The sequence below is a fragment of the Microcoleus sp. D3_18a_C4 genome (genome assembly GCF_036702415.1).
Taxonomy (GTDB): Bacteria; Cyanobacteriota; Cyanobacteriia; order Cyanobacteriales; family Microcoleaceae; genus Microcoleus.
This window is the reverse complement of record NZ_JAUBTI010000042.1, coordinates 28783-52417: the sequence shown is the minus strand read 5'-3', so window position 1 is coordinate 52417 and position 23635 is coordinate 28783. Positions and strand designations below refer to the sequence as shown.

The 23635-nt window shown below is 46.2% G+C and carries 13 protein-coding genes; 8 read left to right on the top strand and 5 right to left on the bottom strand.

What is annotated here, in order from left to right:
• Positions 1-233 precede the first annotated feature (233 nt).
• The 5 genes from QUB16_RS18795 (at position 234) to QUB16_RS18775 (ending at position 7457) form a co-directional block, all read left to right on the top strand.
• Positions 234-2138 (top strand): response regulator, encoded by a 1905-nt coding sequence (locus QUB16_RS18795; protein WP_333318347.1) that lies wholly within the window; start codon positions 234-236, stop codon positions 2136-2138.
• A gap of 221 nt (positions 2139-2359) precedes the next feature.
• Entirely contained in the window at positions 2360-5794 is a 3435-nt protein-coding gene (locus tag QUB16_RS18790) for a PAS domain S-box protein (protein ID WP_333318345.1), read from the top strand.
• Between the two features lie 57 nt (positions 5795-5851).
• Positions 5852-6232, top strand: a complete 381-nt coding sequence (locus QUB16_RS18785; RefSeq protein WP_333318343.1) for a response regulator — start codon at positions 5852-5854, stop codon at positions 6230-6232.
• Positions 6233-6516: 284 nt separating this feature from the next.
• Entirely contained in the window at positions 6517-6975 is a 459-nt protein-coding gene (locus QUB16_RS18780) for a hypothetical protein (protein WP_333318341.1), read from the top strand.
• A gap of 101 nt (positions 6976-7076) precedes the next feature.
• Complete coding sequence (locus QUB16_RS18775) at positions 7077-7457, top strand: response regulator (protein WP_333318350.1); 381 nt, start codon at positions 7077-7079, stop codon at positions 7455-7457.
• 565 nt (positions 7458-8022) lie between these two features.
• Here QUB16_RS18775 and QUB16_RS18770 read toward each other — a convergent pair.
• The 5 genes from QUB16_RS18770 to gatB all read right to left on the bottom strand — a co-directional run bounded on the left by QUB16_RS18770 (position 8023) and on the right by gatB (position 13982).
• Positions 8023-9255 (bottom strand): pentapeptide repeat-containing protein, encoded by a 1233-nt coding sequence (locus QUB16_RS18770; protein WP_333318339.1) that lies wholly within the window; start codon positions 9253-9255, stop codon positions 8023-8025.
• Between the two features lie 108 nt (positions 9256-9363).
• Positions 9364-10002 (bottom strand): Uma2 family endonuclease, encoded by a 639-nt coding sequence (locus QUB16_RS18765; RefSeq protein ID WP_333318337.1) that lies wholly within the window; start codon positions 10000-10002, stop codon positions 9364-9366.
• A gap of 97 nt (positions 10003-10099) precedes the next feature.
• Entirely contained in the window at positions 10100-10684 is a 585-nt protein-coding gene (locus tag QUB16_RS18760; protein ID WP_333318335.1) for a Uma2 family endonuclease, read from the bottom strand.
• Between the two features lie 39 nt (positions 10685-10723).
• Positions 10724-11890, bottom strand: a complete 1167-nt coding sequence (locus QUB16_RS18755; RefSeq protein WP_333318333.1) for a pentapeptide repeat-containing protein — start codon at positions 11888-11890, stop codon at positions 10724-10726.
• 589 nt (positions 11891-12479) lie between these two features.
• Positions 12480-13982: an Asp-tRNA(Asn)/Glu-tRNA(Gln) amidotransferase subunit GatB gene (gatB, locus tag QUB16_RS18750; protein ID WP_333318332.1), complete on the bottom strand. Its 1503-nt coding sequence runs from the start codon at positions 13980-13982 to the stop codon at positions 12480-12482.
• Between the two features lie 542 nt (positions 13983-14524).
• On the opposite strand from gatB, the gene QUB16_RS18745 reads away from it, so the two are divergent.
• From QUB16_RS18745 to QUB16_RS18735, 3 genes are all read left to right on the top strand, one after another.
• Positions 14525-17800, top strand: a complete 3276-nt coding sequence (locus tag QUB16_RS18745) for a PAS domain S-box protein (RefSeq protein ID WP_333318330.1) — start codon at positions 14525-14527, stop codon at positions 17798-17800.
• 361 nt (positions 17801-18161) lie between these two features.
• Positions 18162-21374, top strand: coding sequence for an EAL domain-containing protein (locus tag QUB16_RS18740; RefSeq protein ID WP_333318328.1), 3213 nt, complete (start codon positions 18162-18164; stop codon positions 21372-21374).
• 474 nt (positions 21375-21848) lie between these two features.
• Entirely contained in the window at positions 21849-23438 is a 1590-nt protein-coding gene (locus tag QUB16_RS18735) for a glycoside hydrolase family 57 protein (protein WP_333318326.1), read from the top strand.
• Positions 23439-23635 lie beyond the last annotated feature (197 nt).

Genomic DNA, 23635 nt, shown 5'->3' with positions numbered 1-23635 from the left:
TATTGTACAATACGCGAGCGGGGACGCTCGCACTACAATAAAAAAATGCTTTTTACAAAACTGAGATGCTCCCTATCTAAACTGCGGAAGTGACAGCAATTTTTAGGTTATGGGACTGCAAAAATGATAAGATAAAAGCAGTAGTAATGAGTAGCAGTGATTTAGTTAAAAGCCACGCTTCGGCCTGACATTAAAGCGCGTCGATCGCATGGAAATTAAACCACACAGCCAAAATGAAGAAGTCTCAAATAAAAATTCTGCTCGTAGAGGACGATGGAGGGCTGAGAGCAACACTGGCAAATGTGTTGGAAGCAAATCATTACGGGTTGGATCGGGCAAATGATGGACAAGTGGGCCTAGACTTGGCAGCAGCAATTGAGTACGATCTAATTGTGTTAGACGTGCAGGTTCCCAAACTCGATGGAATTAGTCTATGTCGGCAATTGCGATCGCAAGGCTACCACAAACCGATCTTGTTAATGACGGCAAAGGATTCAGATGCGGAGGTGGTGGCTCTTTTCGATGCGGGAGCCGATGATTACATCAGCAAGCCTTTTGCTACGGAAGTATTACTGGCAAGAATCCGAACTTTATTGCGACGCAGTAAAGCACTTTCCCCAGGATGTTCTACTCAGAAGTCAGCGGCTAATACATTGACTTGGGGAGAGCTTTGTTTAGATTTAGAGTCTGGTAGAGTGACATTTTGCGAACAAATAATTTCACTGACACCGACAGAATATAATCTGCTGGAATTATTACTGCGAAATCCCGATCGCATCTTTAGTCGCAGTGCTATTTTGGATCGTCTGTGGGGATTTGATGACGCACCCAGCGATCGCGCCATTATCACTCATATTAAGGATGTCAGAAAGAAACTGAAGGCAGGTGGGTTAACTGAAGAAATCATCGAAACAGTTTATGGCATGGGCTATCGACTGAAACCGTACCCCCAATCTGCGTCGTCTAGTTCAAATAATCCTGGGATTGAACGCACCCAAAAACATCAATCTCGCGCGGTAGATAAGTCCGAGACCGACAAAGTTTTAGAGCGATTTCGGGGATGCTTCAACCAACAAATTGCTGTATTGGAAGAGGCAAAAACGGCTCTATTAGCAGGAAATTTAGAAACAGAATTACAGCAAGCGGCAAAACATGAAGCTCATAAATTGGCGGGATCTCTGGGATCTTTTGGTTATCCCGAAGGCTGGAAATTGGCACGCTCGGCAGAGCATTTGCTAATAAAATATGGCTCTTTGACTGCTGAGGAAATTACCCGCTTCTCGGAATTGGTGACAGGATTACAGCAGGAATTAGCCAAAACACCGATTACATCAACGGCTGTACCAGTTTCTACTATTTCAACTTTCAACTATCGGGTTTTGGTAGTTGATGATGATGCTGCATTAACGGAGCGATTGAAAGTAGAATCCGAAGCTTGGGGATTGCGGATGAAAATTGCGCCGAATATTACTGATGCCCGATCGCGTCTTGCACTGTCAATGCCCGATGTGATGTTACTAGATTTAAGCTTTGCAGAGACAGAGGAAGATGGATTGACGCTACTGCGAGAGCTCGCCGAGCGATCGCCTAACCTGCCTATAATTGTCTTTACCGGACGAGATAGTCTTGCCGATCGCTTGGCAGTATCGCGCTTAGGTGCTAAGCAATTTCTCCACAAACCTGCAACCACCGAGCAAATTTTTCGAGCCATCGCCCGTGTTTTACCCAGTCCCAAAACTTCAGAAGCGAAAGTCTTAATCGTAGATGATGACCCTGTGATGCTGGTTAAATTATCAGCCTTACTCACTCCTTGGGGAATTGAGGTGACAATTCTCAAAGAACCACAGCAATTTTGGGAGGTGTTAATTAGCACTGAACCCGATTTAGTAGTGCTTGATCTAGAAATGCCGATCGTTAGCGGGTTAGAATTGTGTCAGGTGGTGCGACAAGATATCCAATGGGAAAATTTACCGATTTTGGTGGTGACAGCCCATACCGATCCAGAATCTCTCCAACAAGCCTTTGCAGCGGGAGCCGATGATTTTATTACCAAGCCGGTACTAGGGCCTGAATTAGTCACGCGGGTACTCAGCCGAATCAGGCGCAGTCGTCCTTTACTTCAGGGTGGGAATACTTAAATAAAACTTATACCAATTTTTTATGAGGCCCCGTAGAATCCGATCCCCCCTAGCCCCCCTTAATAAGGGTGGGACAAGATTCCGATCTTTCGTCCCCCTTAAGAAGGGGGATTTAGGGGGATCGAGATATGTGCAACTTCACATTAAATTGGTATTACGCACAAGGGCTAAAAACCTGGTTTCTGCCTCAATCTAAAAAATGTAATTAATTAAGTAGATTAATGATAGAACATACTGATGAGAATAATGGGGAATTGCAACAACAGCAACAACAAATCCTTGCTAAAACAGCACTTTCTCTCTCCGAATCCGTCAATCTAGAAGATATTTTCAACACTACGGTAACGGAACTCAGAAACATTCTGCAATGCGATCGCGTAATTATCTTCCAATTTGCTCCCGACTGGAGCGGAAAGGTGTTGGTAGAGTCAGTTGGTTCAGAATGGACAGCCATCTTATCCACTCAGATACACGATCCTTGCGTGGGTGAAAGCTATATCGCACCATTCAAACAAGGCTTATTCACCTCTAAATCTGATATTTATACTGCCGAAATTGATCCTTGTCACCGGGCCTTCCTGACCACTTTTCAAGTTAGAGCTAACCTGGTTATTCCTATCCTTAAGGGAGAAGAACTTTGGGGATTATTGATTGCCCATCACTGTGCAGCACCTCGCGAATGGCAACCATCAGAAATTGAACTCATGCGACAGCTAGCAACTAAAGCTGGAATTGCCATTCAGCAAGCTGATTTATTTCCTCAAGTACAAACGGAAGTGAGCGAGCGCCAACAAGCAGGAATTTCCCTACAGCAACTCCATACTGAACTCGAACAACCAGGCATAGAACAAACACCAGAACTCAGTGAAGTCAACGATAGCTTGCAACACTCTATCACTCAAGTTGAAGACCTCTATAATAAGGCTCCCTGTGGCTATCATTCTGTAGATGCTGCAGGAACAATAATTATGATTAATGATACGGAACTGAAGTGGTTAGGCTATTCCCGCGAGGAAATTGTGCACAAAAAGAAATTTGTTGATTTAATCACGATGGAAAGTAAAAAAAATTATTATCAAAACTTTCCCTTATTTAAAAAACAAGGCTGGATCGAGAATTTAGAGTTTCAGCTATTGACTAAAAATGGAAAACCCCTTTGGATTAACCTAAATGCTACAGCAATTTATGATGAAGCAGGTAACTTCATGATGAGTCGTTCTAGCGTATTTGATATCACCGATCGCAAACGTACAGAAGAAGCATTCCGCCAATATGAACGCATCGTATTCAATACAACAGATGGGATTGTGTTGATGGATTGCAACTATATTTATCAAATAGTCAATCAAGCTTATTTGAATTGGTGCAACAAATCTGAAAGCGAAGTTATCGGAAATTGTGTTAGAAATATTCTGAATCCCGACGTGTTCGATAACATGATAAAACCTCGGTTAGACAGATGTTTGACGGGCGAAAAGATTCAGTATGAAAACTGGTTTGATTCTCCAAATTCAGTCAGGCAATTTTTGAGCGTTACTTATACACCTTTACGTGATGCAGGCGAAAATATTGTAGGGATAATCGTTATTGTTCGCGATCTGACTAAGCTTAAACAAGCCGAACAAATGCTGGAGCTTCAGGCTGTCATTACCCGCAACATGGCCGAAGGCATTTGTTTAGTAAGAACAGATAATGCACTTATTGTCTATGCCAATCCTAAATTTGAGCAGATGTTTGGCTATGACTTGGGCGAACTCAACGGTCACCACGTTTCAATTCTCAACTATGGCAGCGCATCGGTCAGTCCTGAAGATGTAAATAAAGCTATTCGGTCTGCCGTTTTACAAACGGGTGAATTTAGCTATGAAGTTCAGAATGTCAAGAAAGATGGGACTCCATTTTGGTGCAGTGCAACTTGCTCTGTATTCAATCATTCCGACTATGGCGATGTTCTGGTGGCAGTTCATCAAGATATCACAGTAGCGAAGCACCTCGAAGAACTTCGACAAGAGGCGGCAGCAGCCTTACTACAGAAATCCCGAAAGGAAAATTTGCTCTGGAGGATTACTCAAGGGATTCGCCAATCTTTGGATCTGAATGCCGTTCTAAATACTGCTGTTACTGAAATCAGGCAGACATTACAAACGGATCGCACTGCCATTTACCGCTTTAATCCTGATTGGAGTGGTGATTTTGTCGTGGAGTCAGTTGGTGAGGATTGGGTAAAACTGATAGGAAGCGAACTTCAAAAAACTTGTGCAGATACCTATCTGCAAGAAACTCACGGCGGTCGATTCCGCAATCATGAAAATTTTGTTATTAATAATATTTACAGCGCTGAACTTCAACCCTGTCATATCGAGCTAGTGGAACAATTTCAAGCAAAAAGTTATGCAGTTTTCCCGATATTTTTGAGAGACAATCTCTGGGGTTTGTTAGCTATATACCAAAATACTGCACCTCGTCAATGGCAATCTTGGGAAATAGAATTACTTGAACAGATTGCCAGCCAATTGTCGATCGCCATTCAGCAATCCAAACTCTACCAACAACTTCACCTAGAACTGCAAGAACGCAAGCAAGCCGAAGCCACGATCCGAGAAGCCGAACGACGCTGGCGATCGCTTTTGGATAACGTGCAGTTGATTGTTGTCGGACTTGATATAAGGGGAAATGTCAATTACGTTAATCCTTTCTTCTTACAACTCACAGGATATACTCAGCCAGAAGTGATCGGAAAAAATTGGTTTAAAAAATTATTACCCCGTTCTATTCAACAATCGCTTCCAGTTGTTTTTTCGGAAGTTTTAGCCCAGCAATATGGTCCCTATTATCAAAATCCCATCTTGACCAAATCGGGTGAAGAACGGTTCATTGCTTGGAACAATACCGTTTTGCAAGATTCAGAGGGAAACATCATTGGAACTATCAGCATTGGGGAAGATATTACCGAACGACAAAGGATCGAACACATTAAAGATGAGTTCATTGGCATTGTCAGCCATGAACTTCGCACTCCTTTGACAGGAATTCAAATGTCATTGGGGCTAATAAAAAGTGGGGTTTATGATAAAAAACCCGAAAAATCTAGACGCATGATTGAAATAGCCCTCCTCGATACCAATCGTTTAGTGAACCTGGTTAATGATATTTTAGATTTGGAGCGCCTAGACTCCGGGCGGGCAATTGTGGAGAAAACCCTTTGCAAAGCTGCCGATTTGATGCAGCAAGCAGTAGATAGCATTCAGGCGATCGCTACTCAACAGCAGATATCATTAATCGTTACCCCCACGGATGCCGAAGTCTGGGCAACAGGAGATGCGATCGTCCAAACCTTAACAAATTTGCTCAGTAATGCGATTAAATTCTCACCTGCCGATTCCACAATTCATCTGAGTGCCGAAAACCAGACAGACTTTGTGCTGTTCCAAGTTAGCGATCGCGGGCGAGGCATTCCTGCCGATAAACTAGAACTCATTTTTGGGCGATTTCAGCAAGTCGATGCCTCCGACTCCCGTGAAAGAGGAGGCACCGGTTTAGGTTTAGCAATCTGTCGCAGTATAGTGGAGCGGCATGGCGGCAAAATCTGGGCGGAAAGTATCTTAGGTGAAGGCAGCACATTTTGCTTTACCCTACCCTTACGCACCATTGAATAACGCTTAGATTAATCTGTAGCATCAATCCACAATCCAAAATCTCCAATCCAAAATCCCATGACAGACAGACAAATTCTAGTTGTTGACGATGAAGAACACCTTCGGGAACTTGTGCAAGCCTGCTTAGAAGATTTAGGCGGATGGGAAACAGTGGGGGCCGGATCGGGAGAGGAATGTTTACAAATACTGCAAATAGAACAACCCAACGCTATTTTGCTAGATGTATCTATGCCGGGAATGGATGGGTTTGCCCTGTACGAGCTCCTCCAGTCCGATCCGATTACCCGATCGATTCCAGTGATTCTGGTGACAGCCAAAGTTTTGCCCAGCGATCGGGCTAAATTTGCCAAGATGGCGGTAGCTGGGGTAATTGCCAAACCGATCCAACCCATCACCTTGACGGAAGAAGTAGCAGAGATTTTGGGATGGGATGATTGACAATCAAGCATCCAGGATACCCGCCACGTGATTCATTCCGAAAGCAGACTCAGGACCGGTGAAATAAAAAACCTGTATCCGATGAAACTTGCCGAACGTATTTATCCGTGGGGTGAATGCTTCAATCGAAAATCGAAAATCCAAAATCGAAAATCCAAAATCGATTGACTTTCACCATTTTTGTCAATTTTTGTAACAATAACGGAATCTTTACCAATTCCTTACCGTTGCTATTTAGTCTCCTGTTATGCAGCTAACAGTTCTTTGCATTAGCAGGAGATTCGATGAATGCTTTTCAGGATTTTAATGATGTAAATCAGGACCTCGCAGGTTCATTTTCCGGTTGGCCCACTGGTTGTCAGCAATCCACACTTTGGATTGCTCGTACAGAGGAAACACCGATCGCAGCTATTAAAATTCAAGAAAAGGATGTGACACTTATCCTTAAAGTTCATATTTCTGACATTCATCTTGTCAAATTGAATCTCCAAATCACTCCAGAAACTGTTTTAATTCAAGGTCAACCTACCGAAGCGGCTGGAGTAGAAAGTTATTTCCTTCCTAATGGATTTCAAAGTCTCATCCCGTTGCCCCACCGCGTACACCCTGAAATCTATGGGGCTGAAATACACTCGGATGGTTTAACAATTCAGCTTGCTAAAGAGTTGAGAATTCCGCCATCCCAAGTTCGGATTCAAGTCTCACCTGCACATTTGAGCGATTGCTTAAAGATGTGTATTTGAGACCCAATTAGCAACCAAAAAATTGATTTCTAATCAACCCAAATAAAATGAACACTTTGCAACTAGCTAATTATGAGGGCAGTCTCCTGCCCGAAAGCAAGATGATAGGGAAACAAATTCTCATCGTTGATGATCAAGAACACCTCCGCGAACTGATACAGATGTGCCTGGAAGACCTCGCGGGATGGAATACCCTGGTGGCCGAATCAGGACAAGAATGTTTACAAATCCTACAAACAGAACGACCTAACGCTATTTTGCTGGATGTATCAATGCCGGGAATGGATGGGTTTGCTGTGTACGATCGTCTCCAATCCGATCCCATAACTCGATCGATTCCAGTGATTCTGCTGACAGCAAGAGTTTTGTCAAGTGATATGGCCAACTTTGCCAAAATGGGTGTTGCTGGGGTAATTCCCAAACCATTTGAAGCCACCAGCCTGCCGGGAAAAGTGGCAGAGATTTTGGGATGGGATGATTGACAATCAAGCATCCAGGATACCCGCCACGTGATTCATTCCGAAAGCAGACTCAGGACCGGTGAAATAAAAAACCTGTATCCGATAAAGGAGCCCCCGAATTTATCTCGCGCAAGTCAATGCTTCAATTCTTTAATCTAAAATCTAAAATCTAAAATCGATTGACACTCCCCGGTAGGGCAGAGGCAGGATTCTTAATAATTTACCTCTACATTCATAGAGTTGCTGCTTCAACCCAGCTTACAGCACTGGGCAACAAGAGAAAAATACACTTTCGTCGATAAAAAAGAGGTTTTTATGACAAGCTGTCCTTGCTGCACGAATCAAATGCTGCGTCACCTTCGCCACAGTCAAGTATACTGGTTTTGCCGTCAGTGTTGGCAAGAAATGCCTGTTTACCCTCTTAACAGCTACGGTTCATCGCCCTCTATAAATTTAGTTACAGACTTAAGGATTAAGAAGCAACTTTCTTGAAATGCGATAGTTTCAAGGTGAAATTCCATCGCACAGGCGTGATGCCCGTGCCACAATGGAGGCGGACGAATAAAAGATATCTCGCACTTAGCGACTAAACCTCCTCAAAAATTGCGCCTCGCTGCTGTAGATTCACCTGCATCTCCTCATCCATTCCTGAATTATTCCCGAATCTGGCTGACTCGACATTCGCACCGCTGAAATTAGTATTTGTTAAGTTCACTTCCAGCAGATTTGCGCCGCTCAAATTGGCACCGCTGAGGTTAGCTAAAGCCAGACTTGCTTTGTGCAAATCTGCGCCGCTTAAATCAGCATTTCCTAAGAAAGCCCCACTCAAATCTGCACCGCCGAATTTGGCATTTTGCAGGTTGGCGTCGCTGAAATCGGCATCGTTTAAGGTTGCACCCCGGAAATTTGCCCGATCGAGATTTGCGCTGCTAAAATCCACTGCACTTAAAGTCGTTCCGCGCAAGCTGCTACCCGCGAAATCTAGTGCTGGGTTGAGATTGGCGATTTGGGCCAACTCTACAAAGTTGTCGGTTTCAGCGGAGATAATGCGATCGACCATTTCCTGCAATTCCGATTCAGCTTCCGGGACAATTGCCACTTCGCGCGGTTCAACCGGAGGCAAATTGTAGGACAATAGCGCCCAACTGAGGGCAGGTTGGAGTTTATTTGCTTGCAGGTATATAGTCAGGATTCTTTCTAAAACCGAATGTTGATTTGGCGTGATCTCGTGCGGCCACAAACCCTCCGCATCTGTGAGATTAATATCTTCTTTAGCAACTTCAAAAGCCGCTGCCATCCGAAATTCTTTCGCCGTTAATTCTCCCAGCTTAGCACTTTTTAGCAAACCTTTTAATACTGATTTGCCTTGTTCTACTGCAAAAATCCAAGCTGGCGTTGTATCATCGCTGATTGTGGAAACGTGACACAATATGCTCTCTGTTTCCTTAGTTTTTTCAGCCTTCTCCCCGCCCGGAACTCCCCGCTGACTTTCGGTTACTAAAATTTCTGCACTGCTTTGAATCGGTAGGGTTTCTTCTATTGGCAAAAGCTTGAAAGAACCGACTAACTGACGTGATGCTACGGGTATTTCGCATTTTTCTAGATAGAGTTTTAGCGTCCCGCCTTGCAGACCAAACTTAACGCGACCACCTAGCAGGGGTTCCCAATGCTCGTTAAAATTCAGGCTCAAGTGAATGTCAAGCTGCTGGGTTTGGGGTGCAACCGATGGAACGGGAATTGCTTCTAATTGCATCCACAAGCAATCTGGGTATTTGTTGTGAGACTCTAGCGATCGCATATCGGGTAGAATTGCTGGCACTACCAGCCTGTAATTGATATTTAAATTAGTTTATCATCTCTAGTTCATCACAACAAAGCTTTTTTTCGTGAGCTAACATTGTAAATTTTGTTTAATTTTCTCCGTCCTTCATTGGTTTTGCTGAATTTGGCTTTTTACCCAATTCCGAAATGCTTTCACTAATTCCAAATAGTCCATTGTTTCTGCTTGTTCCACAAATCTGACAATCTCTAATATCGGTAAGCTAGGAAATGCTAAACTGATCTCGCACTCAACGTATTCTCCATTTTCTAATCTGTTGATTCTGAATCGCACTCCATTATAAATCCAAACTTCCGGCACTCCCAGATCCGCATAAATCTGCAAACTATTTTCGGAACGACTGGTAATATCAATTTCTACCACTAAATCCGGTGGCGGATCTTGATTCATGTCGATTCTTTTTTTGCCTTTAACTGCACTAACATTTTGGATGTAAAAACATTCATCAGGTTCTACACCGCTAAGTTCAGGGCGCTTGAAAGTTGTGGAACCCCGGGGGGCAATGTTGAGTTCCAATTCTTCTGCTAGGGTTTCAACAAATCGACCCATTACTTTTTTGTAAAGTTCGTGTTCTGGAGAAGGTACCATAATTTTCAAATTGCCGCGATTATAGGTCAGTCGAATTTGCCGATCGCCGATTTCGGCAAGCAAATTTTCGTAGGTTTGCCAACTGATACCCGATAGCTGGACAATTTGTTCGGGTGGGGCGAGAGTTTTAGCCGTCATAGTGCTACTTTGGTGAAGAGTTCAATCGCACTTTTGCATTATATCATCAATCCGGGCGATGGCTACGCCCCGGCCCCGGCCTACGCACTTCTCACCTTCACTCACCCATCTGCGCCGGAAATACCGCAGATAAATCGAGAGACAAATCTGGGAAACCTGGAATTACCACAACCTCATTCGGCAAAACCACTCGTTTGACTCGATAATCGAAACCACCTCTTTGTTTTTGATAAGGTTCGCTGTGCATTTCCAGTTGAATATCTACCAAATTAAATATCCAATAATCAGAAATTCCCGATTCAGCATAGAGAGATAACTTGGTTCTCCTGTCGTATTTCAAAGTAGAATCGGCAACCTCAATTACCAACAAAATATCAGCGGCTAGAGGGTGAGGAGATAAATAATTGTCAGAACGGCGGGCAATAACTAGATCGGGTTCGGGTTCGCTCTCATCAGACAAAATAATCGGTTCCTGTACACGCAGGCGAGCGCGTCTTGCCAGTAAAATGATTAACTCCTCAACTAAAAGAGTATTGCAATCCGAGTGAAACCTACCTTTGGCAGCCATTTTGATAATTTCTCCGCGAATCAATTCAAATCGGTTATCGGACTCAAAAAAACCCAGTTCTTCCAAACGGTGATATTCGGCGATCGAGAATCGTTTTGCAGTTACGGCAGTCATAGCTTTTGTTACCCTCTACAATTACTAACATTCCCCATTCTACTCAAAAATCCCGCCCCGTGTCCTCAATTCAACCTTCAGGGCTTCCGAAATTCCCACACAACCAGCAAACTTCGTATTTTGCACCACCGTATTTTTCAAATCAGCGCGGGTCAAATCAGCACCGTTTAAAATCGCACCACTCAAATTAACACCGCTTAAATCAGCATTTTTGAAATCAGTATTTGTCAAATTTGCATTTACCAAAATCGCATTCGGTAAATAAGCACTGCTCAAGTTGGCGTCGGTTAAATTTGCACCGGTTAAATTTGCCCTCGGCAGCTTGGTTCGCAAATCTGCACCGCTCAAATTGGCGCTGCTGAGTTCAGCATCCCGCAAATTAGCATTGCACAAATTAGCATCAATTAAAATAGCAGCGCTCAGCAAAGCACCGCTGAGATCCGCCAAAGTCAAATCGGCGCCTCGGAGGTTGGTTTCGCGCAAATCCGCACCGTTAAAATCAGCGTAGTGCAAGTCAAAACCGCTTAAATTAGCCCCAGCAAAGTCCTCAATCGGATTCAAACCAACGGTTTCGGCAAGTTGTACAAAACTATTATTTTTATCAGTTAAAAACAGTTCCCGGACGATCGCCAATTGCTCCTGTCGGTACTCGTCGGCTTTCTCGTAATCTGCTAAATACTTGTAACCGAGCTTCAAATACTTGAGAGCATTGCGCTCAATGCGATCGTCCTTGCTGGCGCGCGCGATCGACAACTGCTCGTGATAGCATTCGATCGCACCAGGCAAATCTCCATTAGCATCGTAAGCTAGCGCCAAATTACCCAAAGTTTCCAACTCAGAGCGCCCGTCGCCAGTATCCCGCGCGATCGCCAAACGCTGCTGCTGGTAATCAATAGCACTAGAAAAATCCTCAAGAGCACAGCAAGCATTGCCCAGATTTCCCAAAGCATTTGCCTCACCCCGGCGATCGCCAATTTCCCGCGCTAACACCAAATGCTGCTGGTAGCAGTCGATCGCCTGAGCATAATTTCCCAGCGCTTCGTAAGCTACGCCCATATTACCCAGCGCCGCACCCGATCGGCGCTTATCGTCCATTGAGCGATACAGCCCCAGCGCTTCCTGCCAAGAACCCAGCGCCGCCTCAAATTGACGCGCCTGATATTGCGAAATCCCCTGCTTGATTAGCTCGCTAGCTTGTTCGCTCATACTGTCAAAATTAGGTAATAACTCAAGCTGATATTAACTGAGATATTGCACCATTCTCGCTTAACAGGCAAGATGCCTGTTCCACAAGAAAATTCATTCTTTGTGGAACAGGCATCTTGCCTGTTCATAAAAGCTTATTGAGAATGGTGCAGCATTTCAGTATTAATCGACTCAAAGCGGTAATTGCAAATCGGTAATCGGTAATCGGGAATCGGTATAGCCCATCCCCCTCTCCCCCATCCGTATTTTCACGTCCGTGCAAAAAAAAAAGACAAAAAAAGAGAGAGCTACCTAAGTAACTCTCTCTGCCATCAGGGTGCATCTACATAACACAATATAACACAACCGGGATGAGGGGTGTTACCCCCAAACGTGAAGATGTTGTAAAGAAATGTATATTAATTATAAAGTTACGAGCCAGGGAGAAGGGTCATTCGATTTTAGATTTGAGATTTTGGATTTTGGATTGACCCCACGGATAAATTACGTGGCGGGTACCATCCAGAAATTCTTGGCCAGAGGGCGGCGGGATCGGGGAAAACCGATCGCCCGCCGCTGTATCCGCTACACGACCCCCTTAACGACTTGCTTAGCCTGGGGCGTTAAGCTTCGCCGCCAGCAGCTCATTGGTCAGTTTGGGATCGGCTCGGCCGCCGGTTTCCTTCATCACCTTGCCGACAAAAAAGCCCAGCAGCTTAGTTTTACCGGCTCGGTACTGTTCGAGCTCCTTGGGATTGGCGGCCAACACGGCATCGATCGCTTGATCGATCGCCCCAGTATCCGAAATTTGAATCAAACCCTTGCTCTCAACGAACTTCTGAGGCGAACCACCGTTTGCCAGCAATTCCGGCAAAATATCCTTAGCAATTTTGCCGCTGATCGTGCCGGCCTCAATTAACCCCAGCAGTTCGGCTAAATCCTGCGGTTGGAAAGGAATTTCTGCGATCGCCAGTTTTTCATTTTTCAGATAAGCAGTAATATCGCCCATCACCCAATTCGCAGCTTGTTTAGCCACAGCACCGGCGGCGATCGATTTTTCAAAATACTCCGCCACCGCTTTGTCGTCAGTCAGCACCCGCGCGTCGTAGGGAGAAAGACCGAGCTCAGTTTCGTAGCGATTGCGCTTCATTGCCGGCAATTCCGGCAGTTGAGCTTGCCAATCCTGTAATTGCTCGGCCGAAACTTTGATCGGAGGCAAATCCGGTTCCGGGAAATACCGGTAATCGCTTGCACCTTCCTTAATCCGCATACTGAAAGTACACTGCTTGTTTTCATCCCACAGCCGGGTTTCTTGGACGATGGTTTCGCCATTTTCCACAGCTTGAATTTGCCGCTCGATCTCGTAATCGATCGCCCGTTCGATCGCATTAAAAGAGTTCATATTTTTAATTTCCACCTTCGTGCCGAACTCTTTTTGGCCAACGGGGCGCACCGAAATATTCACGTCGCACCGCAGCGAACCTTCCTGCATATTCCCGTCGCCAACACCGATGTAGCGCACGATCCGGCGCAATTCTTGACCGTATTCGGCAGCTTCCGCGCCCGATCGCAAATCCGGTTCCGAAACAATTTCGATTAGAGGCACACCGGCGCGGTTGTAATCTACCATTGAATAAGTTGAACCGCTGAGCCGATCGCTGCCGCCGTGAACCAATTTTCCGGCATCTTCCTCCATGTGCAAGCGAGTGATCCCGATTTTTTTTCTAGTAGAATTTCCAGTCTCATCCACGAGTTCAATTTCTAGCCAACCGTTAGTAGCGATCGGCAAATCGAACTGAGAAATTTGATAATTTTTCGGCAAATCGGGATAGAAATATTGCTTGCGGTCAAACTTACTGTAAGGTGCGATGGAGCAGTTGAGAGCCAGCCCTGCTTTCACCGCATACTCCAGCACTTTTTGATTTAATACTGGCAATACTCCAGGCATTCCCATACAAATTGGGTCAATGTTAGTATTTGGGGCATTGCCAAATTCTGTAGAAGAACTGGAGAAAATTTTAGTATTCGTACTCAATTGACAATGAGTTTCGAGACCGATAATGGCTTCGTACTGAGTTTGGTTTTTTATCGAAGAGGGTGCAGCAGCAGTCATAAGCGACCTAAAAGACTTAATAACTTTAGATTTTATTTTAGCTTTTTATTGACCAAACTGATGGGAGATTATTGGTAGGTAGGGGGGGTTTCATTGGTGTCAACAAGCGCGTCAAACCCTTAGTTCGGCAGATTTAAACCCCTGCCGGACTTTGAGAAAGCGTGTTTAGTTGAGACAAATGGGGATCTGCATACGCAACGCCCTGCTACAGATGGGCGATCGACCCACGCCCGCAGCCACGCCAATCTCCTTTCGATCGCCCCCAAACAACAACTCTGTGCAAAAATATACTTAGCGCCTGCTCCTGCCCGCACCCTTCCCTTACCCAGGAGAATTTTAGATCGATCCACCACAATTGCCGATCGATCTGCACCCCAGATCCTTTTACTGGCAGTCTTTAATAACGCCGCCCGCCTCCAACGATCGGCTCCACGCACCGACTAAAAATTAAAAATGTATAATTTAACAGGAAATTACATATTTTTAATTTTTAAGCTTTAATTTTGAATTCTCAAAGTAACACTTGTCTAAGTGTCAAAAATATGCCTGAAATTCCAGTTGAAAGTGCCACACTGTTTCAGAACAGCATCACTGAGCTAGAGCAGGCGGAATCAGCCCTCGAACTCGCTTGGAACGAACTCGAAAAACAAACAGCAGAAACCATTGCTCACATTGCCAAAGCCGGCTCAGCAAACGCACAGGAACTCAGCGCTCGCTTGACCGAGGCGAAGCAACTCCGCCAACAACTTCAAACTCAAATAAAAAAAGCCCACTCGCGCCGGGAATTTCACCTAGAAAACTCACCAATGGCAGTGGTAGAGTGGGACAAAGAATTTCGGGTAGTGCGGTGGTCGCCAATGGCCGAACAAATATTTGGCTGGAGTGCAGCCCAAGTAATCGGCAAATACTGGCACGAATGGTCAATAGTTCATCAAGAAGACTTCGAGCAAGTGTGCGCCGTCACAAATCAACTGTTACACAGCAGAGAAACCCGCAACGTTTGCCGCAACCGCAACTATACCAAAGATGGCTCGGTAATTTACTGCGAATGGTACAATTCTGCACTCATCGATGAATCGGGAAGAGTAGTTTCAATTCTATCTTTTGCCAGAGACATAACCGATTTCCACCGCACTCAAGAAGAACTGCACCGACGCGAACAAGCTTTCAGCGCCCTAGCGGAAAATGCTACCGATATCATCGCCCGGTTCGATCGCAAACTACGCCTCCTTTACATCAACCCAGCAGTAGAATCAACAACTGGAAAACCAGCCGCCAAATTGATTGGCAAAACCAACCAAGAAGCTGGAATGCCGCCCCACTTGTGCGACCTGTGGGATGAGGCTTTTATGAAAGTTTTGGGTAGTGGCAAACAAGAAACCATAGAATTTGAGTTTCCCACTCCCGATGGCATAAAACATTACCACTGTCGAGTCATTCCCGAATTTGCTGAAGACAATTCAGTAGAAACAGTTTTATCCATCTCCCGCGACATCACAGAACTAAAACAAGTCGAAGATCAGTTGCGCCAAAGCGAATCCAAATTTAAAGCCATAGTTGATTCTAACATGCTCGGCCTAATTTTTTGGGATCTTAACGGCAGCATTACAGATGCCAACGCCGCTTTTTTAAACACCGTAAACTATACGCGGGACGATCTGCTTTCAGGAAGAGTTAACTGGCAAGAAATGACACCGCCCGAATACGTGCGTTTAGATACAGCAAAAGTCGCCGAACTGAAGGCTAGAAATACGGTTCTTCCCTTTGAAAAAGAATTTATACGCTCCGATGGTAGCCGCGTTCCGGTGCTGCTGGGCAGCACATTTTTAGAAGGAACGAAGCAGTTAGGCGTTAGTTTTGTGCTGGACTTAAGCGAGCGCAAGCAGGCCGAATTGGAACTGCAAAAGCACCAGCAACTTTTAGAGAGTATTGTTACAACAATACCTAACTTTCTATACATTTACGATGCAGTAGACAGCCAAAATATTTATGCAAATGAATCGGTCACAGCCATGCTGGGATACACTCCCCAAGAATTGCAAGATTTGGGTAAAGACGCTTTAGCCAACTTAGTTCATCCCGATGATATGTTAAAGCTAATTACAGGTATGGAGCGACTCAAACACAGCAGGAATCCCTATGAAACCGATGACAGAGACTACAGAATCAAACACAAAAATGGGGAATGGCGCTGGGTGCACGATCGCTCTAAAATTTTCAAAAGAACCCCAGACGGACAAATTTTACAATTTATCGGTTCCGTACTCGACATCAGCGATCGCAAACAAGCCGAAGAATCATTAAAACAGCAAAAAGAACTGCTGCAAACTATATTCGACAACGTGCCAGTCATGCTCGCATTCTTGGACAAAAACAGTCAAATAAACTGGGTAAACCGCCACTGGGAAGAAGTGCTAGGCTGGAGTTTGGCAGAAATCACAAACCGGGATATCTTGGCCGAATTTTATCTGCAGCCAGAAGACCGTCAATATGTTTGGGATGAAATTGAAGCAGCAAATCCGAACTGGAGCGACTTCAAAACAAAAGTTAGAGACGGGCGAATTATCGACACTTCTTGGGCCAATGTTCGTCTTTCGGACGGCAGGTGTATCAGCATTGGTCAAGATATTACCGAACGCAAACGAGTAGAAGCTGAACTTAAAGAACTCAACGAAACTTTAGAAGCTCAAGTCGCGCAGCGTACCGCAGAATTAGAAACTTTTTTTGATGCTTTGCCCGATCACATTTTTGTGGTAGAGCGCGAGAAGATGTGCCTGTCTTTTGTCAACCAATCTGTGGCCCACACTGCTGGATTAAATAGCAGGAAGGAGATGCAGGGAAAAACTATTTTTGAATGTTTTTCCCCAGAAATAGCCGCCAAATTCTGTAGGGAAAATTCCCAGGTGTTTGAAACAGGGGAAACTATGCACTTGCAGGATAAATTTGTGATATCGGGCGACACTACTTACTACGATACTTTTAAAATTCCCCTGAGAAATATCGAGGGCGAGGTTTATGCTTTAATTGGCACTTCTCGCGATATCACTGAGTTGGTAGAGACAAAACAAGCTTTGTCAGAACGGACAGAGCAATTAGAAGCTGCCAATCAAGAATTAGAATCTTTTTCTTACTCAGTTTCCCACGACTTGCGCGCACCTTTGCGACACATTTCAGGTTTTGTAGAAGCGTTGAAACAGCGACTAGAATTAACTGAGGCTTTGAGCGATTCCAAAATAGTTCACTATATGGAAATAATTGAAGACAGCAGCCAAAAGATGAGCCTGTTGATTGACGGTTTGCTCGCCCTGTCGCGGGTGACTCGCACCGAGTTGAGGCAAATTCCGATCGATCTGAGCCGTTTGGTACAAAATGCGATTAAATTGACTAAACCACCAACTGTCGCAGATCCGCCCCAAACTCCCCACAGCGTTGAATTTGCCGTCGGAGATTTGCCGACAGTAATGGGAGATCCAACGTTGCTGCAACAGGTGTTCAGCAACTTAATTAGCAACGCCGTCAAGTTCAGCCGCGGACGCACTCCGGCTACAATAGTTATTGAGGGTTTACCGGATGGGACGATTTTTGTCAAGGATAACGGGGTGGGTTTTCCGATGGAATATGCCGATCGCCTGTTTGGAGCCTTTCAGAGGCTGCACTCCCAGAGAGAATTTGAAGGTACCGGCATCGGTTTGGCGATCGTCCAGCGGATTATTCACCGCCACGGCGGCACGGTTTGGGCCGAAAGCCTACCTAGTCAAGGAGCCACCTTTTACTTTAAACTAGGGCAAACAATCTCAAACGGTAGTAGAGATTCGTAAGTTAAGTGTATAAGAGTTTTAAATTTAGAATTTAAAACTCTTATACACTTAAATAAGTCACAATCCGTGAGAACATGAGAATTTTGGTGTGACAGGAGTGTGCACTCTCAGGGATGGAAGCGAAATATCTAGGCTTGGCTGTGCCAGATGCTCGTACTCCTAAAAAAGGCTGTTTTAAAAATTGGGATGATCCCCAATCGGTTCGGTCAGCCCTCGACGGTCGGTGCTAAATAAAGGTTTTGAGAGTAGAGTATATAATTGATTTTGCTAAAAATATCGAGATAAAATTAACAACCCAACTCACTCTAAAAAATTACTAGCAACAACACGAATAACCAATTGAAAACATCCCCAATACCTTATGTTAGATATAAATCAGACTAACTATCTACTAAAAATGGTTGCGGAATCAACATTAAAATTGTTGATTATCGAAGACATGGCAGAAGATATGGAATTAATAGTGCTCGCCTTAGAGTCGGGAGGGGTAAATTTTAAGTGCGACACCGCAGAAACAGCAGCAGAGTGCAGAAAACTGCTGGAGAATTGCAAGTACGATGCTGTACTCTCAGATTACCGCCTCCCCGGATTCAACGGTTTAGAAGTGTTGAAATTAATGCAGGAATTAGGGCAAGACATACCCTTGATTTTAGTAACGGGAAGTTTGGGAGAAGAAGCGGCAGTTGAGTGCATCAAAGCCGGAATGACCGATTACGTCTTAAAAGGGCGGCTGTTTAGGTTGCCAACAGTCTTAGAACGCTCGCTCCAAGAATACAAAATGCGGCGCCAGCAACAAGAAGCGATCGCCAAAATTCAGCGGCAAGCGACTCGTGAAGCGATCGTCAACCGCATCCTCCAAGCCATGCGCTTCACCCTTGTACTCGACGAAGTGCTGCAAACCACCGCAGATCAACTGCACGAAGCTCTCGAAATCAGCGGCTGCGCGATATTGCAGCCAGATGCTGAAGGCAGGATCGGGATTCGCTACATGAGCTTAAAGGCAGCCGGCAGAGAACGGGCGATCGGTCTAAATTGCGACTTTGCCCAACACTATCGCTTCTCCCTCGCCCGCGGAGAAGCGATAGCCCTCGCCGAGTTATCGACTCTGGGCCCGGAACTGCAAGCATCAGCGGAATTTTTAGGGTTTCACTCGATCGCGATCGCACCGCTACTCTACCAGCAATCATTTTTGGGAGGAATTTGCCTCTACCAGTGCGATCGCGCCCGCTCTTGGACTACAGAAGAACTATCGCTAGTCAAAGCCATAGCCGATCAGTGCGCGATCGCGATCCACCAAGCCGAACTCTACCAACAAGCCCAAAATGAACTTGCAGAACGCAAGCGCGCCGAAGCAGCAGTCTGCGGCATCCAGCAGCAGCTAGCCACAATGGCAGCCAACATTCCCGGCTCAGTCTACCGCACCGTGCTGCATCCAGATGGCACAATGTCCATGCCCTACATCAGTCCGGGCGTGCGCGAAGTTACTGGGTTCGGGGCAGAAGAAGTGATTTCGCACCCGGAACTCTTGACCGAAATCATCCATCCAGAGGACAAAAGCTCGTGTGACAGACGCGTAGCAGCATCGAGAGCGACTCTTTTGCCGTGCGATCGCCAGTACCGCATCGTTCTGAGATCGGGGGAAGTCAAGTGGGTGCAAGACAGCGCTAAATTTTCCAAAAACGAAAACGGCGACGTAATTATAGACGGAGTAGCCCTCGACATCAGCGATCGCAAACAAGCAGAATCAGCCCTGCGCCAAAGCGAACAGCGATTTCGCTCGCTGATTGAAAACGCCACAGACATCACGATCATTCTCGACGCCCAAGGAATCTTCCGCTACATCAGCCCTTCCGTCAAGCGAATTTTAGGATACGCGCCCCACCAGGCGATCGGCCGCAGCGCCTTAGAAATAGTTCACCCCGACGACTGCGCCACGATCGCCGAAACCCTCCACAAAGCCATTGAAAACCCCAAAAGAAGCCAGTGCCCAGTTGAGTACCGAGTCCGACACCGCAACGGTTCCTGGTGTTATGTAGAAGCTGTAGCCACCAACTTGCTGTACGATCCGGCAGTCAAGGGAATCGTGATTAACTGTCACGACATCACTCAGCGCAAACTCGCCGAAGAACAACTGCTGCACGATGCTTTTCACGACGCCCTCACCGGATTGCCCAACCGATCGCTATTTACCGATCGGCTCGAACACGCTCTGAGGCTGGCAAAACGGCGCAAAGACTACTCGTTTGCCGTGCTGTTTCTCGATTTAGATAGATTTAAAGTAGTCAACGATTCCCTCGGCCACGCCATCGGCGATCAACTGCTAGTATCGATCGCGCGGCGTCTGGAAGCTTGTCTGAGGCCCGGAGATACAGTGGCCCGCCTCGGAGGAGACGAGTTTGTGCTGTTGCTAGAAGACATCGAGGGCATCAATGAAGCTACCACCATTGTCAACCGCCTGCAAAAGAAAATCACCTCCCCTCTCCTTCTAGACGGACACGAAGTATTTATCACCGCCAGCATCGGCATAGCTTTGAGTTCTGGCGAATACGTGGAACCGACAACCCTGCTGCGCGACGCCGACACAGCAATGTACCGCGCCAAAGAACTCGGCAGAGCCCGACACGAAGTTTTCAACAGTTCCATGCACGCCCACGCTTTGCGGCTGTTGCAGCTCGAAAACGACCTGCGGCGGGCGATCGAATCAATTAGAGAGCCGGCCAGAGAAGAAGACTTTCCCCCATTCCCCGAATCAGCCTTACCTCCCTTATCCGCAGCGCCACAGTTTATTATTCACTACCAGCCGATCGTGTCGATCGCCAATAACACAATTACCGGTTTTGAGGCCCTAGTGCGCTGGCAGCATCCAGAACGCGGCTTAGTTTCCCCCGGTGAATTCATCACCATTGCCGAAGAAACCGGCTTGATCGTACCCCTCGGCCGCTGGGTACTCCGCACAGCTTGCCACCAAATCCGCCAGTGGCAGCAGCTATTTCCCAGCAACCCCCCCTTAAGCGTTAGCGTCAACATTTCTGTCAAACAGTTTTCTCAGCCAGATTTAATCGAATACATCGACCAAGTTCTTGAAGAAACTAACCTCGACGGCAGCAGTTTAAAACTAGAAATTACCGAAAGCGTACTCATAGAAAATTCCGAATCAGTAACAGCAATGCTGGTGCAGCTCAGAACCAGAAACATACACTTGTGCATTGACGACTTCGGCACCGGCTATTCCTCGCTCTCCTACCTGCACCGCTTCCCCACCAATACCTTAAAAATAGACCGCTCTTTTGTTAGCAGGATGGGAGGTGAGTTCGATTTCAGTAAAGGAGGCATTGACCCGACAGAAATTGTGCGGTCGATTGTTACTTTGTCCCACAATTTAGGCATGGATGTAGTAGCCGAAGGAGTCGAAGAAGCCTCGCAACTATCTATACTAAAAGGGTTAAAATGCGAGTACGCCCAGGGATTCTTTTTCTCAAAGGCAGTAGACTCTCAAACAGCAGCAGCCCTAATCCGACAGCAAGCAGAAAATCAGAATTTGCTGACATTTAGTTTGTTAGAGAAAGGCCATTAAAAAAACACGCCATTTTGTGAGTCCCGTTTCAGCATAAAATCTTAAAATATTTTAAAGCTGTCCCTAAATGGCGTCAGTTAATAACTACGGCATCCAAATCACTGTCAGTAACGAGCGGGCTAAAGCCACGCTCGCTTGTAAGATTAATCGAAACAAGCTGTACTGACCCGCCTAAGTCTTCACTGACTACGTTGTTAGGGTCACGACACTCCTTGAATGCGACGCTAGTTTTCTGCTATGTCGCTTGTAGTTAAACAGTCTTAAAGTCACTCTCGACAGTGCTGCAAGCCTAACAAGCCCTTACAACATTGGCAAAGCGAACATTACCTAGAAATAGGTCGGAGACAACCATATCTCCTTGAGGGGCAACCATACCCCTCTCCCCGCAAGGGGATTCAAGGCGGTTGAAACCGCCGAGTCGTTTCCCTCTCAGGACTAAAGTCTCGCTCGTTTCCCACTTACCGAACTTTTTTTATGACTATTGGCTACCTCGCCCTCGTTCTCCACGCCCACTTGCCTTTTGTCCGCCACCCGGAAAGCGACTACGTTTTAGAAGAAGAATGGCTGTTTGAGGCGATCGCGGAAACCTACATTCCCCTGCTGCAAGTCTTTGAAGGGCTCAAGCGCGACGGCATCGACTTTAAAATTACCATGAGCATGACGCCGCCCTTGGTTGCCATGCTGCGCGACCCCTTGCTGCAAGACCGTTTCGACGACCACTTGGCTAAACTCGAAGAATTAGCCGATCTCGAAATCGAACACAACAGCGGCAACGGCCACCTCCGCTATTTGGCAGAACATTACGCCGCCCATTTCTCTCAAGTTCGCAACTTTTGGGAAAAGTACGATCGAGATTTAGTCAAAGCCTTCAAAGAACACCAAGATACCAACAACCTCGAAATCATCACCTGCGGTGCCACCCACGGCTACCTACCGCTGATGAAAATGTACCCCGAAGCAGTTTGGGCACAAATTCAAGTAGCTTGCGACAACTACGAAGCAAACTTCGGCCGCCGACCAAAAGGCATTTGGCTGCCCGAATGCGCCTACTATGAAGGCTTAGAGCGGATGTTAGCCGACGCCGGCCTCCGCTACTTTCTCACAGACGGTCACGGCATCCTCTACGCCCGCCCGCGTCCCCGCTACGGCAGCTACGCCCCAATTTTCACCGAAAGCGGAGTAGCAGCCTTCGGCCGGGATCACGAATCCTCGCAGCAGGTTTGGTCTTCCGAAGTCGGCTATCCAGGGGCAGCCGAATACCGGGAATTCTACAAAGATTTGGGCTGGGAAGCTGACTACGATTACATTAAGCCCTACATCATGCCCAACGGCCAGCGGAAAAATACCGGGATTAAATATCACAAAATCACCGGTCGCGGATTAGGTTTAGGCGATAAACAGTTGTACGATCCTTACTGGGCAAGGGAAAAAGCAGCCGAACACGCCAGCAACTTTGCTTTTAACCGCGAACGCCAAGTCGAACACCTCAACGGCATTATGCAGCGTCCGCCGATTATTGTTTCGCCTTACGACGCCGAACTTTTCGGTCACTGGTGGTACGAAGGGCCTTGGTTCTTAGATTACCTGTTCCGCAAGAGTTGGTACGACCAAAATACCTACGATATGACCCACTTAGCCGATTATTTGCGGGGAAATCGGACTCAGCAAGTGTGCCGCCCGTCTCAGTCTAGCTGGGGTTTCCGGGGTTTCCACGAATATTGGTTGAATGAGACGAATGCTTGGATTTACCCGCATTTGCACAAGGCTGCGGAACGGATGATTGAGTTGGGAAGTATGGAACCGGAAGATGAATTGCAATATCGTGCTTTGAATCAGGCGGCGCGGGAAGTGCTGCTAGCTCAATCATCTGACTGGGCGTTTATCATGCGTACAGGGACGATGGTACCCTATGCAGTGCGGCGGACTCGATCGCACTTAATGCGCTTTCACAAGCTTTACGATGAAGTGAAAGAAGGGAAAGTTGATTCGGGTTGGTTGGAGAAAGTTGAGGAGATTGATAATATTTTCCCTGAAATTAACTATCGCGTTTATCGATCGCTTTAACGTAAAGTTACTCGTTCCCAGGCTGTGCTCATTGGTAACAACTTAACATTAAACCGACCGTTTCTCTGGTTGTAGCGAAGTCTCGATCCCCCCTAACCCCCCTTAATAAGGGGAGTAGGGGGTGGGACAAGATTCTTATCAAAGTCAACCCCTACTACCCTTTTTAAGGGGGATTTAGGGGGATCTAGCCTCAACTA